Annotated in this window: 17 protein-coding genes; 7 read left to right on the top strand and 10 right to left on the bottom strand. The window is 55.8% G+C overall.

Going from position 1 to position 15,953, the window contains the following annotated elements:
* The first annotated feature begins 68 nt into the window (after positions 1 to 68).
* From ybeD to lipA, 4 genes are all read left to right on the top strand, one after another.
* Positions 69 to 332 (top strand): DUF493 family protein YbeD, encoded by a 264-nt coding sequence (gene ybeD, locus ACUW6V_RS04995; RefSeq protein WP_004387210.1) that lies wholly within the window; start codon positions 69 to 71, stop codon positions 330 to 332.
* Between the two features lie 78 nt (positions 333 to 410).
* Complete coding sequence (lipB, locus tag ACUW6V_RS04990; RefSeq protein WP_454038085.1) at positions 411 to 1,052, top strand: lipoyl(octanoyl) transferase LipB; 642 nt, start codon at positions 411 to 413, stop codon at positions 1,050 to 1,052.
* A 320-nt stretch (positions 1,053 to 1,372) separates the two neighbouring features.
* Complete coding sequence (locus ACUW6V_RS04985) at positions 1,373 to 2,368, top strand: YbeF family transcriptional regulator (protein ID WP_007848219.1); 996 nt, start codon at positions 1,373 to 1,375, stop codon at positions 2,366 to 2,368.
* Positions 2,369 to 2,558: 190 nt separating this feature from the next.
* Entirely contained in the window at positions 2,559 to 3,524 is a 966-nt protein-coding gene (gene lipA / locus ACUW6V_RS04980) for a lipoyl synthase (protein ID WP_004387213.1), read from the top strand.
* Positions 3,525 to 3,613: 89 nt separating this feature from the next.
* Here the strand turns inward: lipA and tatE are convergent, their stop codons facing one another.
* Together tatE and ACUW6V_RS04970 are read right to left on the bottom strand one after the other, a co-directional pair.
* Complete coding sequence (tatE, locus tag ACUW6V_RS04975) at positions 3,614 to 3,817, bottom strand: twin-arginine translocase subunit TatE (protein ID WP_007865585.1); 204 nt, start codon at positions 3,815 to 3,817, stop codon at positions 3,614 to 3,616.
* A gap of 126 nt (positions 3,818 to 3,943) precedes the next feature.
* Positions 3,944 to 4,732 (bottom strand): deaminated glutathione amidase, encoded by a 789-nt coding sequence (locus ACUW6V_RS04970; protein WP_105578532.1) that lies wholly within the window; start codon positions 4,730 to 4,732, stop codon positions 3,944 to 3,946.
* A gap of 82 nt (positions 4,733 to 4,814) precedes the next feature.
* Between ACUW6V_RS04970 and crcB the strand changes: the two genes are divergently transcribed.
* Entirely contained in the window at positions 4,815 to 5,198 is a 384-nt protein-coding gene (gene crcB, locus ACUW6V_RS04965) for a fluoride efflux transporter CrcB (RefSeq protein ID WP_454038084.1), read from the top strand.
* 229 nt (positions 5,199 to 5,427) lie between these two features.
* On the opposite strand, the gene cspE is transcribed toward crcB, so the two are convergent.
* Together cspE and pagP are read right to left on the bottom strand one after the other, a co-directional pair.
* A complete protein-coding gene (gene cspE, locus ACUW6V_RS04960) occupies positions 5,428 to 5,637 on the bottom strand; it encodes a transcription antiterminator/RNA stability regulator CspE (RefSeq protein WP_002439184.1) in 210 nt (69 codons plus the stop codon).
* Positions 5,638 to 5,827: 190 nt separating this feature from the next.
* A complete protein-coding gene (gene pagP / locus ACUW6V_RS04955; RefSeq protein ID WP_004387216.1) occupies positions 5,828 to 6,406 on the bottom strand; it encodes a lipid IV(A) palmitoyltransferase PagP in 579 nt (192 codons plus the stop codon).
* 459 nt (positions 6,407 to 6,865) lie between these two features.
* On the opposite strand from pagP, the gene dcuC reads away from it, so the two are divergent.
* Both dcuC and rna read left to right on the top strand, forming a co-directional pair.
* Positions 6,866 to 8,227 (top strand): anaerobic C4-dicarboxylate transporter DcuC, encoded by a 1,362-nt coding sequence (gene dcuC, locus ACUW6V_RS04950; protein ID WP_029039176.1) that lies wholly within the window; start codon positions 6,866 to 6,868, stop codon positions 8,225 to 8,227.
* Positions 8,228 to 8,334: 107 nt separating this feature from the next.
* Positions 8,335 to 9,141, top strand: coding sequence for a ribonuclease I (gene rna / locus ACUW6V_RS04945; protein WP_007897571.1), 807 nt, complete (start codon positions 8,335 to 8,337; stop codon positions 9,139 to 9,141).
* 18 nt (positions 9,142 to 9,159) lie between these two features.
* Here the strand turns inward: rna and ACUW6V_RS04940 are convergent, their stop codons facing one another.
* From ACUW6V_RS04940 to ACUW6V_RS04915, 6 genes are all read right to left on the bottom strand, one after another.
* Complete coding sequence (locus ACUW6V_RS04940; protein ID WP_012125380.1) at positions 9,160 to 9,444, bottom strand: hypothetical protein; 285 nt, start codon at positions 9,442 to 9,444, stop codon at positions 9,160 to 9,162.
* A gap of 82 nt (positions 9,445 to 9,526) precedes the next feature.
* Positions 9,527 to 11,203 carry an alpha-glucosidase gene (locus ACUW6V_RS04935; protein WP_014729338.1) on the bottom strand — a complete coding sequence of 559 codons (1,677 nt, stop codon included), beginning with the start codon at positions 11,201 to 11,203 and terminating at the stop codon, positions 9,527 to 9,529.
* Positions 11,203 to 12,858, bottom strand: coding sequence for a glycoside hydrolase family 13 protein (locus ACUW6V_RS04930; protein ID WP_454038083.1), 1,656 nt, complete (start codon positions 12,856 to 12,858; stop codon positions 11,203 to 11,205). Before ACUW6V_RS04930 ends, ACUW6V_RS04935 begins: the two co-directional genes overlap by 1 nt.
* Positions 12,859 to 12,867: 9 nt before the next feature.
* The gene (locus tag ACUW6V_RS04925) at positions 12,868 to 13,983 is read right to left on the bottom strand and encodes an ABC transporter ATP-binding protein (RefSeq protein ID WP_105578530.1); all 1,116 of its coding nucleotides are present in this window, start codon (positions 13,981 to 13,983) and stop codon (positions 12,868 to 12,870) included.
* 3 nt (positions 13,984 to 13,986) lie between these two features.
* Positions 13,987 to 14,832 carry a carbohydrate ABC transporter permease gene (locus tag ACUW6V_RS04920; protein WP_007865552.1) on the bottom strand — a complete coding sequence of 282 codons (846 nt, stop codon included), beginning with the start codon at positions 14,830 to 14,832 and terminating at the stop codon, positions 13,987 to 13,989.
* Positions 14,832 to 15,785, bottom strand: a complete 954-nt coding sequence (locus ACUW6V_RS04915; protein ID WP_007897563.1) for a carbohydrate ABC transporter permease — start codon at positions 15,783 to 15,785, stop codon at positions 14,832 to 14,834. Before ACUW6V_RS04915 ends, ACUW6V_RS04920 begins: the two co-directional genes overlap by 1 nt.
* Between the last annotated feature and the right edge of the window lie 168 nt (positions 15,786 to 15,953).

Below are 15,953 nucleotides of genomic sequence, written 5' to 3'. Positions count from 1 at the left end.
TACTAAGCATCAATGCAACTCCCGCTTCGGCGGGAGTTATTATTTTTTGACGTAACGCTGGAGCTGACATGAAAACCAAACTTAACGAACTGCTTGAGTTCCCGACCCCCTTTACTTACAAAGTGATGGGCCTGGCGAAGCCTGAGTTGGTCGATCTGGTCGTCGAGGTAGTGCAGCGCCACGCTCCTGGCGACTACACGCCGCAGGTCAAACCGAGCAGCAAAGGTAATTACCACTCCGTTTCTATCACCATCAACGCGACGCATATTGAGCAAGTGGAAACGCTCTATGAAGAACTCGGTGATATCGACATCGTGCGTATGGTACTGTGATCCCCGTTACCCGGCCGCGTCCGGGTAACGTCTCTTCGTGATATACTCCCCGCACCTTCTCTCTTCGGAGACGCCGTTTTGCTTCAGGAAAAAATCATCGTTCGCCAGCTCGGGCTTCAACCTTATGAACCCGTTTCGCAGGCAATGCATCAGTTTACCGACGAACGCGTTGAAACCACCCCGGATGAGATCTGGCTGGTCGAGCATACCCCGGTTTTTACACAGGGGCAGGCCGGCAAGGCAGAGCATGTGCTGATGCCGGGCGACATTCCCGTCATCCAGAGCGATCGCGGTGGTCAGGTGACGTATCACGGGCCCGGACAGCAGGTCATGTATATAATGCTGGATCTCAGACGCCGTAAGCTCGGCGTGCGTGAACTGGTAACACTGCTGGAACAGACCGTGGTTAATACGCTTGCAGAGTGGGATATTAACGCCTACCCTCGGCCAGACGCGCCTGGCGTTTATGTCGACGGTAAAAAAATCTGTTCGCTGGGGCTGCGTATTCGTAAAGGCTGCTCGTTTCACGGGCTTGCACTTAATATTAATATGGATTTACGCCCGTTTTTACGAATTAATCCTTGCGGGTACGCCGGAATGGAAATGACGCAGGTTAGCGCCCTTTCTGCTGGCGCAAACCTCGAAGCGGTACAACCCCGACTGGTGCATCACTTTTTAGCGCTACTTAATAATCCCCCGGCGGAATATATCAGCGCTTAAGACTTTCCTTGTTCGCCGCCCTTCTTGTGGCGGCCTTTAATCGTTATGCAATTTGCCGCTTTACATTCCATAACGGATTATTTATTTTCTCTGCGCCTGAATAGATTTTCCTTAATCTCATCAATGGATTAACGGCACGAGAAGATAAGCGGGATTTATCTGAAAACGCCACCCGCCCCTATGCCGTCCATGTAAAGTCCTGTTCACTTTATGCGGGTAAGATCCCCGGAGCGTTTTATTGTCGGCTAAGGGACCTGTTCACAGTTATTATAAATAGAACCTCTCTATTATTTGATTTATCTATACAGTTGGAGCGTAGCGTGGAATTGAACCATCCCCCTGAAAAACCTTCAGCCAAACAGGAAGATGACAGTAGACCGCAAATATTCCAGACTCTGCGAAATATCGATCTAAATCTACTGACGATTTTCGAAGCCGTATACGTGCATAAAGGCATTGTAAACGCGGCAAGAGTACTGAACCTGACGCCATCGGCTATCAGCCAGTCTATTCAGAAACTGCGCCTGATATTTCCCGATCCGTTGTTTATTCGCAAAGGACAAGGAGTAACGCCGACTGCTTATGCGACTCATATGCATGAATATATCAGTCAGGGACTGGAATCTATTCTCGGCGCGCTGGATTTACAGGGCGAGCACGAAAAGCAGCGCACGATTACCATCGCTACGTCCGCCTCGCTGGGCGCCCTGGTGATCCCGCAGATTTATCAGCAGATTCGCGCAGTAAACCCGCACCTGCAAATTCGCAATGTCCCGCTGCAGGACACCGAAACCCAGCTGAGCCAGTTCCAGACCGATCTGGTGGTCGACAGTGGCTCGTGGTCCTCACGAACCCTTAGCACTCACCTGCTCTTCAAAGATCGCGTCGCGGTCGTGTGTCGTCGCGGGCATCCGTGCTCACGTACCGGCAAGCCGGTCACGTCTGACGATTTACAACAATGGGAGCACACTTTCATTATGCTGCCGGGCGGAATGGTGAACGGCGTACGCAAGCAAATTAATACGCTACTGCCAGATCGAAACGTTTCGTTTAGTAGTTACAATATGGTGACGATTGCGTCTATCATCGGCAGCAGCGATTTAATCGGCTTTATGCCCGCACGAATATTCACGTTATTTAAAGACAGCTTTGGACTTATTGAAGTGGAAAGCGATGTCGTTATAAAAGAAACCATCGATATTTCATTACATTACAATAAATTCAGCCTGCGTGATCCCGTCGTGCAAAATGTGATTGAAGCGATAGTGGAGGGATTTAATCACCACGCCGTATCGGCTGGTGCGTCGCCTTCATAAGAGCAGCGGCTTAAGGGCACCAAATAACAACTATTTTACAAATTCTTTGTCGTTTCGGGTGCCCTCAGGCTGATTCTGTGTGTCAGTAATGTTATACTGCGTGCCGTTAATTCAAAAATAGTTGATAAATACAACACAAGCTTGAATTTAAACGCTTTCCTTCGTTATCCGCAACTGGAACACGCACGCTATGAGTAAACCCATTGTGATGGAACGCGGTGTGAAATACCGCGATGCCGATAAAATGGCCCTTATCCCGGTTAAGAATGTGGCGACAGAGCGGGAGGCTTTGTTAAGAAAGCCGGAGTGGATGAAAATCAAACTCCCTGCCGACTCTACCCGCATCCAGGGTATCAAAGCGGCGATGCGCAAAAATGGCCTCCACTCTGTCTGTGAAGAGGCCTCCTGCCCGAACCTTGCGGAGTGTTTCAACCACGGCACCGCGACCTTTATGATCCTCGGCGCTATCTGTACCCGTCGCTGCCCGTTCTGCGACGTGGCCCATGGTCGCCCGGTTGCCCCGGACGCCAACGAGCCGCAGAAGCTGGCGCAAACCATCGCCGATATGGCGCTGCGCTACGTGGTTATCACCTCGGTGGATCGCGACGACCTGCGTGATGGCGGTGCTCAGCATTTTGCTGACTGCATTACGGCTATTCGCGAAAAGAGCCCGTCCATTAAAATCGAGACGCTGGTACCTGATTTCCGTGGTCGTATGGACAGAGCGCTGGAGATCCTGACCGCCACGCCGCCGGATGTGTTCAACCACAACCTGGAAAACGTGCCGCGTCTTTATCGTCAGGTACGTCCGGGCGCGGATTATAACTGGTCGCTGAAGCTGCTGGAGCGCTTTAAAGAAGCGCACCCGGAGATCCCGACTAAATCCGGTCTGATGGTTGGCCTGGGCGAGACCAACGCGGAAATCATCGAGGTAATGCGCGATCTGCGTGCGCACGGCGTGACCATGCTGACGCTCGGCCAGTACCTGCAACCGAGCCGTCACCACCTGCCGGTGCAGCGCTACGTAAGCCCGGACGAGTTTGAAGAGATGAAAGCGGAAGCGATGGCGATGGGCTTTACCCACGCCGCCTGCGGCCCGTTCGTTCGCTCTTCTTATCATGCCGATCTCCAGGCGAAAGGCGAAGAAGTCAAATAAAGACGTAACAGCTTGTTACGATCGCAGCGTCGCCCACAAAAAAACCGGCCTCTGATGAGCCGGTTTTTTTATGCCGCAAGGGCCGGAAATTATTCTTTATGAGAAAGGCGTTCTGCCGGCGCTTCGGACGCCGCAGGCGTTTTCGCGCCAGTGTCGTCGTCGTTCATCGCTTTCTTGAAGCCTTTAATCGCAGCACCCAGGTCTCCCCCAAGCGTACGCAGTTTTTTGGTACCAAACAGCAGAACAACCAGTGCGGCGATCACGAGCAGTTTGGTAATACTAATTTCACCCATACTTACCTTCTTAGAAAATCTGGCGCCAGACGGCGATGTCAAAGACCGCACTTATTAACGGTCATTTAAGCCCGACACACAATAGCAATCTGTAACGAGATGAATCAAGCGCTGGATAAAAAAACATCAAAATAATTCTGGCGCAGCGAAACGGCGATTTTTGAGCACCGGCAACTGTTCGCGAACCTGCGCCACGCGATGCGCTGAAATCTCCGCAAAAATGAGATCCGGGCATTCGCCGGCCGCCGCAATCGTCACGCCAAGCGGATCCACGACGCGGCTCTGACCAATATTACGGTTGCCGCACTCGCCGCTCGCCACCATATAGCAGGTGGTGTCCAGCGCGCGAGCTGCGAGCAGCGTGGCCCAGTGATGCTCTTTGAGCGGCCCGCGCACCCACGCGGCCGGGAGCGCCAGAACGTCCGCGCCCGCGAGCGCCAGGCTCAGCGCCATCTCCGGGAAGCGTAAGTCATAGCACGTCATCAGCCCAACCTTCATGCCTTCCACCTCAATCAACGGCGGCAGCGCGCTGCCCGCGTCCACCAGCCGCGACTCCTGCATCGCGAAAGCGTCATACAGATGGATCTTCTGATACTGCGCGATAATCTCGCCGCCGCGCAGAGCGATGAGCGTATTCGCCGCCCGGCCCTCACGGGTGGGAGTATGAATCGTCAGAAGCGTTGTCAGACGGTTTCTGGCGCTCTCCTCGCGCAACCGCTGCACGTAATCGCCATTGAGCGGCTGGGCCGATTTTACCGACATATCCGGGTCGCTGTCGCAGCGCGCCAGCAGCGCCTCCGGAAGTACCAGCAATGCGGCATTCTGACTGGCGGCATTCGCCATCAGCTTCACGCAGGTTTGCGCGTTCTGTTGCGCGTCAGGCGTCACTGCAAACTGTCCAACTGCTACTTTCATGTCACATCCCCCTTACGGTAGCCAGCGTGCCTGTGCTGACGGTAAACTATTCGCCTTGCAAATAACATTATGACAAACGCCCATGTTGAAAATCATGCTCGCAGTATTTCTCGGCGGCGGCACCGGCAGCGTATTGCGCTGGTGGCTTGGTCTGCGTCTGAACCCCATGCACCACGCAGTTCCCGTTGGTACGCTGACTGCCAACCTTGCCGGGGCCTTTATCATCGGCGCGGGGCTGGCGTGGTTTAACCGTATGACGCATCTGGACCCGATGTGGAAACTGCTTATCACCACCGGCCTGTGCGGCGGCCTGACGACTTTCTCGACCTTCTCCGCAGAAGTGGTGTTTTTACTGCAGGAAGGGCGCATCGGCTGGGCGGGGCTGAACGTGGCGCTAAATCTGTTTGGCTCGTTTGTGATGACGGCGCTCGCATTCTGGCTTTTTTCTTCCCTCAGCGTGCGCTAAGCGACGCCTCGTTAATGTTAGCTTAATTTTTCTCTGCCACTATCGGCCTGTCGTCTGTGTCGGGAGGGGCTTATGAAAGCGCAAATGATGAGCGGTCTGGCCGTGTTGTTCAGTATTCTGGTCGTCGCCTTTTTTCTGAAAAGCTTTCTGTTTTACTGAGAAAATGTAAAACGACAGGCATAAAAAAACCCGCTGAATCAGCGGGTTTTGAAATTCTTGCTGTGCGTAATTACAGAGCGATTACGTTAGCAGCAGAAGGGCCTTTGGCACCGTTAGTGATTTCGAACTCTACACGCTGACCTTCAGCCAGAGTTTTGAAACCATTGCTCTGGATCGCAGAGAAGTGTACGAACACGTCTTTGCTGCCATCTTCCGGAGTAATGAAACCGAATCCTTTGGATTCATTAAACCACTTAACGTTACCTTTAATCTTAGACATCAAAATTACCTTTACATGAAAAATCGACACAAATGCTGTGTCGGATATCAGTACATCAATTGTGGTGGCTTTTGTCCAGTCGAACTTTTAGAAAAAGTGATAAAAGTCGCGAACTTTTTTTGCCGTTGGGCTTGCGAGCCTTGTTTTCTCTGGCTTAGCGCATTTTCTTATGACTGAAAATATTTTGCGCTTAAAATTGCAAGCGCAGCCAGGCGAAGTAAACGTTTCCGTTGTTGTAGGTGCCGGGGATGTACGTCATCTGGAATGTCGCCGGTCCGTAACCCACCGACGCCAGCGGCAGCACCAGCGGAATCGGGATGTAATCCCAGTTATCACGCGCCGTTACGCCCACGGTATAACCCAGCCCCACATGGAACGCGTCGTCAGGCAGCGGGCGCCACGTCGCTTCCCAGCCGTAACCGGCGATAGGCTCCCATTTGTTGTAGGAGTCTTTAAACGCCATCACATACAGGCCATGCCAGTTGCCTTTTTCATCCCAGCGCGATTTACCCATACCCGCGCCCCACGGACGTTCGTTATAGCGATCGGTTTTCTCTTTGTCATACGCGAACCGCGCATGCCAGGTGATGGCCGGCACATACAGATCGACATGCTGCGGCTCGTTCCAGGTTTCGGCGATATTATCGCCAAGCACAGAAGCCCACGCTTTTACGGTGCGTGGCGCTTCCAGCGCCGAGGCATTCAGGGGAAATAATATCTGGCAGAAAAAGATAAGGATTGTCAGAAAGGATTTGTTAACTACGGTCACGTCTTAATTACCACTGTTAGTATGAAGTCATATTCTGGGCGATCCTGCCTCAATGAAGACTTAACCGACTGCCAGTTAATTCCTAAAGCGCGCCCGCACGCCTCTGTCAGGCGTTTTTTTCAGACGCTTCTCCCCTGTCCCACCGCGCTGAAAACGTATTAACCCCTCTTGCGAAATAATGCGCGTCAATAACCATGCCCTGCGCCGCACCCTAACGTAAATTCCGTCCATCCAGCGCTTTCACGCCATTCTCTTTGCACTAACAGTATCGCGCTTCCATGCAAACCATTAATTTAAAATAGATTTATTTATCTGAATTTCATCTTTCTGGTAAGCAGAAGGTTTATTGATGTGTATCAGATAACGCTCAGAGTAATTCAGGCACATTCCCCCACAGCTTGCCTGCGCCACGCGCCTGACGTCGCAGGTTATTTTTGCAGTCGCTTAACAGAGGCAATTATGGGAACAATTCTGGAACTCCTCACGGGAGCCGTGGTTATTGTGGGGGTCGCGCGTTATATCATTAAAGGTTATTCCGCCACGGGCGTACTCTTTGTTGGCGGTATTACCCTGTTAATAATTAGCGCGCTAATGGGTCACGCCATATTGCCCGCGAAAGAAACGAGTACCGGTTACGCTATCAGCGATATTTTTGAATATATTAAAATTCTGCTGATGAGCCGCGGCGGCGATCTCGGCATGATGATTATGATGTTGTGTGGTTTCGCGGCGTATATGACGCATACCGGTGCTAACGATATGGTGGTCAAGCTCGCCTCCCGCCCGCTGCGTTATATCAATTCACCTTATTTACTGATGATTGCCGCCTATTTCGTCGCCTGCCTGATGTCGCTTGCCGTCTCGTCCGCGACCGGCCTTGGTGTCTTGCTGATGGCGACGCTGTTCCCGGTCATGGTCAACGTCGGTATCAGCCGCGGCGCGGCGGCGGCCATCTGCGCCTCTCCGGCGGCGATTATTCTCTCCCCAACCTCTGGTGATGTGGTGCTGGCCGCACAGGCCTCTGAAATGCCGCTCATCAATTTTGCGTTTAAAACCACACTGCCGATTTCCATCGCGGCCATTATCTGCATGGCTGTCGCCCACTTCTTCTGGCAGCGCTTTCTGGATAAAAAAGAGCACATCTATCACGAAACGCTGGAAGTAAAAGAAATCACCACCAGCGCGCCCGCTTTTTACGCGATTCTGCCGTTCAGTCCGATCATTGGCGTGCTGATTTTCGACGGCAAATGGGGGCCGCAACTGCATATCATCACCATTCTGGTGATCTGCATGGTGCTGACCGCCGTGATTGAATTTCTCCGCAGCTTTAACAGTAAAACGGTGTTTGCCGGGCTGGAAGTGGCGTACCGCGGCATGGCGGACGCGTTTGCAGGCGTGGTGATCCTGCTGGTGGCCGCCGGCGTTTTCGCCCAGGGGCTCAGCGCGATAGGCTTTATCCAGAGCCTTATCTCTATCGCCACCTCGTTTGGCTCGGCCAGCATTATCCTGATGCTGGTGCTGGTCACGCTCACTATGCTTGCAGCGATGACGACCGGCTCCGGCAACGCGCCGTTTTACGCCTTCGTAGAGATGATCCCAAAACTCGCGCACAGCGCCGGGGTGAATCCGGCTTATCTGACGATCCCGATGCTGCAGGCGTCCAACCTGGGACGCACCATTTCACCGGTTTCCGGTGTGGTGGTGGCGGTCGCGGGGATGGCGAAAATCTCACCGTTTGAAGTCGTTAAACGCACCTCGGTGCCGGTGCTGGTTGGATTAATCGTCGTGATCCTGGCGACGCAACTGCTGGTTGCGGCATAATCTGCTGTCCTTAAGCGGAATCTGTCCGAAAAGCGCCCTCGTGGCGCTTTTTTTATGGTTAAATGACACACCCTTGTGATTTATCCCGTCGATTTCGGACCCATACTATGGTTAACAGGAAAGTTTTACTCGCCGCAGGCGCGCTGCTGGCGATGGCGGCGACAACGGCGAGCGCGCAGCCGCTGGAAGCGAAGCAGTATGGCGATTTCGATCGCTACGTGCTGGCGCTCTCATGGCAAACCGGCTTTTGCCAGAGCATGCATGAGCGGCAGCGCGATGAGCCTGCCGAGTGCGCGCTGCAAAAAGAAGAAGACGATAAACGCAATTACCTGACGGTGCATGGTCTGTGGCCGGGGCTGCCGAAATCCATCGCTTTACGCGGCGTCGATGAAAAACGCTGGATGCGTTTTGGCTGCGCCACCCGCCCCATCCCGAATATGCCGCTCGCCCGCGCGGATAAAAAATGCCAGGCGGCGGAAACCGGCCTGTCGCTGGAAACGGCTGAGAAGCTCAGCGAGACCATGCCGGGCGCTGGCGGCGACTCCTGCCTTGAACGTTATGAGTACGCCAAGCACGGCGTCTGCTTCGGGTTCGACCCGGACGCCTATTTTGGCACGATGGTGCGTATGAACAACGAAGTGAAGCAGAGCCCAGTCGGCGCGTTCCTTGCCGCCAACTACGGTAAAGCGGTCAGCCGCCAGGCGTTTGATACCGCCGTCGCTAAAGCGTTTGGCCGCCAGAACGTGCGGGCGGTGAAACTCACCTGTAACGGCAATCCGGCTTACCTCACCGAGATGCAGATTTCACTGAATGCCGCGAAGATCAACGAGCCGCTCACCGCCGATTCTTTTGCGCCGCAGCCGCATCCGGGTAACTGCGGTAAAAATTTTATTCTCGATAACGTCGGATACTGATCAACTACGCGGGCGCAATCACTCGTTGCGCTCGCGCCATTCGCGGATCATCTCCGCCGTCACCTCACGTTTATAGCAGATGGGTGAATACCCTCCGGCCCGGCTCCAGGCGCTGCGCCCGCCGCAGGCACGGCCATTACGCATCGCGTTATAGGGACACGGACAGTTGCCGGAATAATTGTCTATCGATTCCTGGATAATTTGTTCTTTAACTTGATCGTCGCTGAGCGCCGCCATGGCGGGTGCCGCATACCACACGGCGAGCAGCGCCAGCGCTGCTATACCTGTTTTACGAATCATCATTTGCGTCCATGTAAAAAAAATCGCGCCATTGTGGCGCGATCTGTCTCGCAAAAAAGACTGTTACGTCACAGGTTTTGATACCTCACGACGTCAGTTTATAAACCCGTGTCTCCCAGGCGCGTAACCGGTGCGGCTCCTGCGTCTCGTCAAGGTTCGCCAGCACGCAGAACGCACCGTTGAGCGACAACGCCCTGGCGTCCCACTCCGCCGCCTTGCCGGAGAAGTTACACAACACCACCAGTTGTTCATCGCCCAGCACGCGGCGGTAGGCGTAGATCTGCTCGTGATCGTGAAGCACCGTCTCGTAGCGCCCGTAAATCAGCGCCGGCTCGCGTTTTCGCAGGTGGATCATCCGCCGGTAAAAATTGAGCACCGAATGCGGATCGTGCTGCTGGCTTTCGACGTTGATCATCTCGTAATTCGGATTCACCTTCAGCCAGGGCTCATGGGTGCTGAAGCCTGCATACGGCGACGCGTCCCACTGCATCGGCGTGCGGGAGTTATCGCGCCCGGTGCGCGTCAGGAATTCGACAATCTCCTCCTCGCGCATTCCCTGATCCCGCAAATCGCGCGCTTTGTTATGGGCCGAGACGTCGTCAAAATCGTCCAGGCTCGCAAAGCGCGTATTGGTCATGCCGATCTCCTGGCCCTGATAGATAAACGGCGTGCCCTGCATGAGAAAATACATCGCCGCGATGCAGGTCGCGCTTTCGCGCCAGTGATGCTCGGTATCGCCCCAGCGCGAAACCACGCGCGTCACGTCATGGTTTTCCACATAGAGCGCATTCCAGCCTTTGCCCTCCAGCGCCTGCTGCCAGGCGGTGAAAATATTGCGCAGGACGGCGGGCGTCGGGCGCAGGCCCGCCTGCGGCTCCCAGAGCCGGACATGCTCAAACTGAAACACCATATTCAGCCGCCCGCGGTTTTCGCCCACCCACTCTTCCGCGTGGGCGGCGTCCAGCCCGTTCATCTCACCCACCGTGACGATGTCGTAATGGTTAAAGACGTTGCGGCAGATGTCGTCCACATAGTCGAGCAGACCGTCGTAATTAAGGTGCGACACCATTGACGGCGCATAGGGCAGTTTTTCGGGGTTCGGCACGTCGCTTAACGTCGGCTCCTTTTTCATGTGCGCGATGGCGTCAATGCGAAAGCCGTCGATGCCTTTATCCAGCCACCAGCGCATCATGTCGTAGACGGCGGCGCGCATCTCATGGTTTTCCCAGTTGAGATCGGGCTGACGGCTGCTGAACAGGTGCATGAAATACTGACCGGTCACGTCATCCCGCTTCCAGGCCGAGCCGCTGAAAATCGATTCCCAGTTATTCGGCTCCGCCCCGTTCTTGCCGTCGCGCCAGATATACCAGTCGCGTTTGGGGTTATCCTTTGAGGCGCGCGATTCAAGAAACCACGGATGTTCGTCGGACGTGTGGTTCACCACCAGGTCCAGGATCAGCCGCATGCCGCGCTGATGCACGCCCTCCAGCAGCCGGTCGAAATCGGCCATCGTGCCAAATTCCGCCATGATCCCCTGATAGTCGCTGATGTCATAACCGTTATCGTCGTTGGGCGACGGGTACATCGGGCAGATCCAGATAAGATCGATGCCTAAATCTTTCAGGTAATCGAGCTTTTCGATAATCCCGTTGAGATCGCCAATGCCGTCGCCGTTGCTGTCTTTAAAGCTGCGCGGATAAATCTGGTAGGCCGTTGCCTCTTTCCACCAGCGGCCTTTTACCTGCGTCGGTGCTTCACTCATTACCCCTCCTGATGAATTAACAGCGCAAAAGATTCATAAGGTTGCAGCTCCAGGCTCACCGCCAGCTGATCACGCGGCGCATAGTTACTGATAAGGCATTCGCCGTGCCACGCCTGCATCGCTTCCGGAATGGGCAACGTAATGGCGTTGCCAAAAAAGTTATTTATCACCAGCAGCGTGTCGCCCTCGTAGCGGCGCACCCAGGCGAACACTTCCGGGTGCTCGGCAAAGAGCATCTGATAATCGCCATACACCAGAATCGGATACTGTTTACGCAGCGCCACCAGCTTTTGATAGTGCCAGAGAATGGAATCAGGCTCGGCCAGCGCCTGCGCCACGTTAATCTCGCGGTAATTGGGGTTAACGCCGAGCCACGGCGTGCCGGTGGTAAATCCGCCATTCGGGCTGTCATCCCACTGCATCGGCGTGCGGGCGTTGTCGCGGCCGTTGGCGTAGATACCGGTCATCATCTCGTCATGCGTCAGGCCGCCTGCAATCAGTTCCCGGTAAAAATTGAGGCTCTCGATGTCGCGATACTCTTCAATCGTGGAGTAACGCACATTGGTCATACCGATCTCCTCGCCCTGATAGATATAGGGCGTGCCGCGCAGGCAGTGGAGCGCGGTGGCGAGCATTTTCGCCGAGACCTCACGAAACTCGCCGTCATTACCAAATTTCGACACCGCGCGCGGCAGGTCATGATTACTCCAGAACAGCGAGTTCCAGCCGCGGTCGGCCAGCGCCGTCTGCCACTTATCAATCACTGCTTTAAAGCGCGACAGCTCGAACGGCCTGCTGCGCCACTTACCGGCTTTTTCATCCCAGGTCTGTTTAATATGTTCAAACTGAAATACCATCGAGAGTTCCCGGCGTTCCGGGTCGCTGTAGAGCAGCGCATCTTCCGGCGTGGCGCTCCAGGCTTCGCCCACGGTCAGCGAATCGCGCGGGCCGAACGTCGCCTCGTTCATCTGACGCAGCAGCACGTGCAGATGCTTGCCGTTCGCCATGATCTGCCGGTCAACCTCTTTGCCGATTAAATCGATAACGTCCATGCGGAAACCGCCGATGCCTTTATCCAGCCAGCGGTTCATCATCGCGTGGATCTCCTCCTGCACGCGCGGGTTTTCCCAGTTGAGATCCGGCTGGCGCACCGAAAACTGGTGCAGATAATATTCACCGCTCGCCGCGTCATACGCCCAGCCGCTGCCGCCAAAATGCGAGCGGTAATCATTCGGCGGGCCGCCGTCCGGCGCCGGTTTGCGCCAGATATAGAAATCGCGGTACGGGTTATCTTTGCCCTTTTTCGCCTCGATAAACCACGGATGCTCGTCAGAGGTATGGTTCACCACCAGATCCATCAGGATATAGATATCGCGCGCCTTCGCTTCCTGGATCAGCTGTTCCATTTCCGCCATCGTGCCGAACTCCGCGGCGATATCGTCGTAGTCGGAGATATCGTAGCCATTGTCGTCCATTGGCGATTTGTAGACCGGCGAGAGCCAGATAAGGTTGATGCCAAGCTGTTGCAGATAGTCGAGCTTGCTGATAATGCCTGCCAGATCGCCCACGCCGTCGCCGTTGGCGTCCATAAAACTGCGCGGGTAGATCTGATAGACCACCGCGTTGTGCCACCACTTCTTGTCGATTGCTTTCATCACGCTCCCTTAATGCTGGGTTTTCGGGCCGCTTAAGCGCGCAAACGCGTTGCCCGCGCTGTCAAAAAGGTAACAGTGTTCCACTGGCAGTTTCAGCCCCAGATGATGCTCCGGCCGGACTTCCAGCCTCTCAGTATGGCGCATGACCAGCGGTTCTGCGCCATAACCGCCGTTCACATAAACCAGGGTTTCATTGCCCATATGCTCAACGAATAACACTTCGCCCTCCACGTCTGCTTTCGCAAGCGCCATGACCTCCACATGCTCCGGGCGAATGCCAAGCTGCACCGTGTCGCCCTCCTGCCCGGCGGCGGCGTGTACCGGCAGCGTCAGGCGCAGGCCGTTTTCCAGCTCCACCTCGCAGGCGTGCTCCATCACGCGCAGCATTTTGCCGGGAATGAGGTTCATCTTCGGCGAGCCGATAAACTGCGCGACAAACACGTTGGCCGGGGTGTCGTAAAGCTCAAGCGGTGTACCGACCTGTTCAATCTGGCCCTGGTTTAACACAACGATGCGGTCGGCGAGCGTCATCGCCTCCACCTGATCGTGGGTGACATACAGAATGGTGGCGTGAATGCGCCTGTGCAGCGCCGCTATCTCCATGCGCATCTGCACGCGCAGCGAGGCGTCGAGGTTAGAGAGCGGTTCGTCGAAGAGAAACAGGCTCGGCTCGCGCACAATCGCGCGGCCTATGGCCACGCGCTGGCGCTGGCCGCCGGAGAGATCTTTCGGGCGGCGATCCAGCAGATGCTCCAGCTGTAAAATCCGCGCGCTTTCGCGCACCCGCTCGTCAATCTCCTTCTCGGGCACCTTCGCCATTTCAAGCGCAAACGCCATATTCTGGTAGACCGTCATATGCGGATAGAGCGCATAGGACTGAAACACCATGCCGATGCCGCGCTCGGATGGCGAATCGTCGTTAACCCGCAGGTCATCGATATACATATCGCCGTCGGTTATCTCCTCAAGCCCCGCCACCAGGCGCAGCAGCGTCGATTTGCCGCAGCCGGACGGGCCAACCACCACCACAAATTCGCCGCTGTTGATCTGTAAATCGAGCGGCTTAATCACTTCGGCATGGGTGCCGTAGCGTTTCTGGACTTTCTCTAAACGAAGTTGCGCCATGATTTACCCCTTAATCGCCCCGCTGGTCAGCCCGCTGACGATGCGTTTCTGGAAGATAAGCACCAGAACAATAATGGGCAGCGTCACCACCACCGACGCGGCCATAATGCTGCCCCAGGGCAGCTCGTAGCTCGACGCGCCGCTGAACATGCTGATGGCGACCGGCACGGTGCGTTTGTCGCCGGAAATAATAAACGTCAGCGCGAACATGAATTCATTCCAGGCCCCGATAAACGCCAGCAGTCCGGTGGTCACCAGCGCAGGTGCCAGCACCGGCGCAAAGACGCGGCGAATAATGGTGCCCGTTTTCGCGCCATCAACGATCGCCGCCTCTTCCAGCTCCACCGGAATCGACTTCATAAACGTCGTCAGCACCCAGACGGTGAACGGCAGCGAAAACGTGGTGTAGGAGATAACCAGCGCACCGAGCGAATCGTAAAGCCCGAGAAAGCGTACCAGTTCAAACATGCCCGTCAGCACCGCCACCTGAGGAAACATCGAGACGCAGAGAATGGTAAAAAGCAGTACGCGACGCCCGCGAAACGGCACGCGCGCCAGCGCAAAGGCGGCCGTCACCGACACCAGCAGACACAGCCCCACTGTCACCACCGCCACCAGCACGGAGTTCAGCAAACTGCGGGCGATGCCGTTATCTACCAGCGCCACCACATAGTTATCCCAGTGCCAGCTGTCCGGGAAATAGGCGGGCGTAAACAGCTCCTGGCCCGCGCGCAGCGAGCTGATAATGGCGTAATAGAAAGGAAAAACGCAGAACAGACAGGCCATCAGCGCGCCGATATAAATCACCGCTTTATGCCCCATCCTGCGTTGCCAGCGCGTGGTTTTCATCAGCTTTTCTCCTTGTCGTTTAAGCGCGCGACGCGGATAAAGCAGGCCGCGATGCCCGCCACCATCATAAAGACCAGCACCGAGGCCGCGGAGCCCATGCCCATGTCCTGATAAGAGACGATCTGTTCGCGGGCGTAGCCGGAAATCGACATCGTCGCTTCGCTGTTGGAGGTCAGCACATAGATGAGATCGAAGATACGCATCGAATCCATCACACGGAAAATCAGCGCCACCACCAGCGCGGGCATAATCAGCGGCAGCGTGATGCGCTTAAAGCGCTGCCAGGGGCTGGCACCGTCCACTTTCGCGGCCTCGTAAAGATCTGCCGGAATCAGCTGTAGCGCCGCCAGCAGCATCAGCGCCATAAACGGCGTGGTTTTCCAGACGTCGGCGATCACCACCGCCCACATGGAAAGCGACGGCTCGGCAATCCACGCGAGATGCGACGGCAGGCCGATTTTGCCGAGCAGATCGTTCACCACGCCGTATTGGTCATGGAACATCCAGCCCCACATTTTGGCGCTGACGATCGTCGGGATCGCCCACGGGATGAGAATGGCGGTGCGCACCAGCCCCTGCCCGCGGAATTTCTCGTTCATCAGCAGCGCCAGCAGCATGCCGAGCAGCAGCTCCAGCGCCACCGAGGTGAACGTGAACCAGAGCGTGTTGCCGACCGCCTGCCACCAGAGCGGGTCGCTCAGCACGCCGATGCTCACACCATCCTTGCGCGCAAAGTAGTTCGCGATACCCACCATCTGGTAATCCTGGGGCGCGTCGAGCATGGCGTTGGTGAAGCTAAACCAGATGGTGCGAACCAGCGGCCAGCCCGCTGCCAGCGCCAGCAGGAGCAGCGAGGGTAATACCAGCCCCCACGCCACGCGCCGACGGCGCTGATGCCAGGAGGCGTTATGCCGCCGGGGAGACGGCGGCGACGTAAGGCTATCGGATTTCATAGGCGCTCCGTTGAGTATGTTGACGGACACGATGATGTTGCCCTTCCCCCCGACGAGCGAGTCTCGGGGTTAACGCCGCACGGCGGGTGCGCTCCGCTTACCCGCCCTACAAAAACCTGTTTCGAGTTCGTAGGGCGGGTAAGCGGAGCGCACCCGCCATAGGGGCCA

Source organism: Cronobacter sp. 153480017-3 (assembly GCF_053627815.1).
This window is presented reverse-complemented; position numbering and strand designations above follow the sequence as displayed.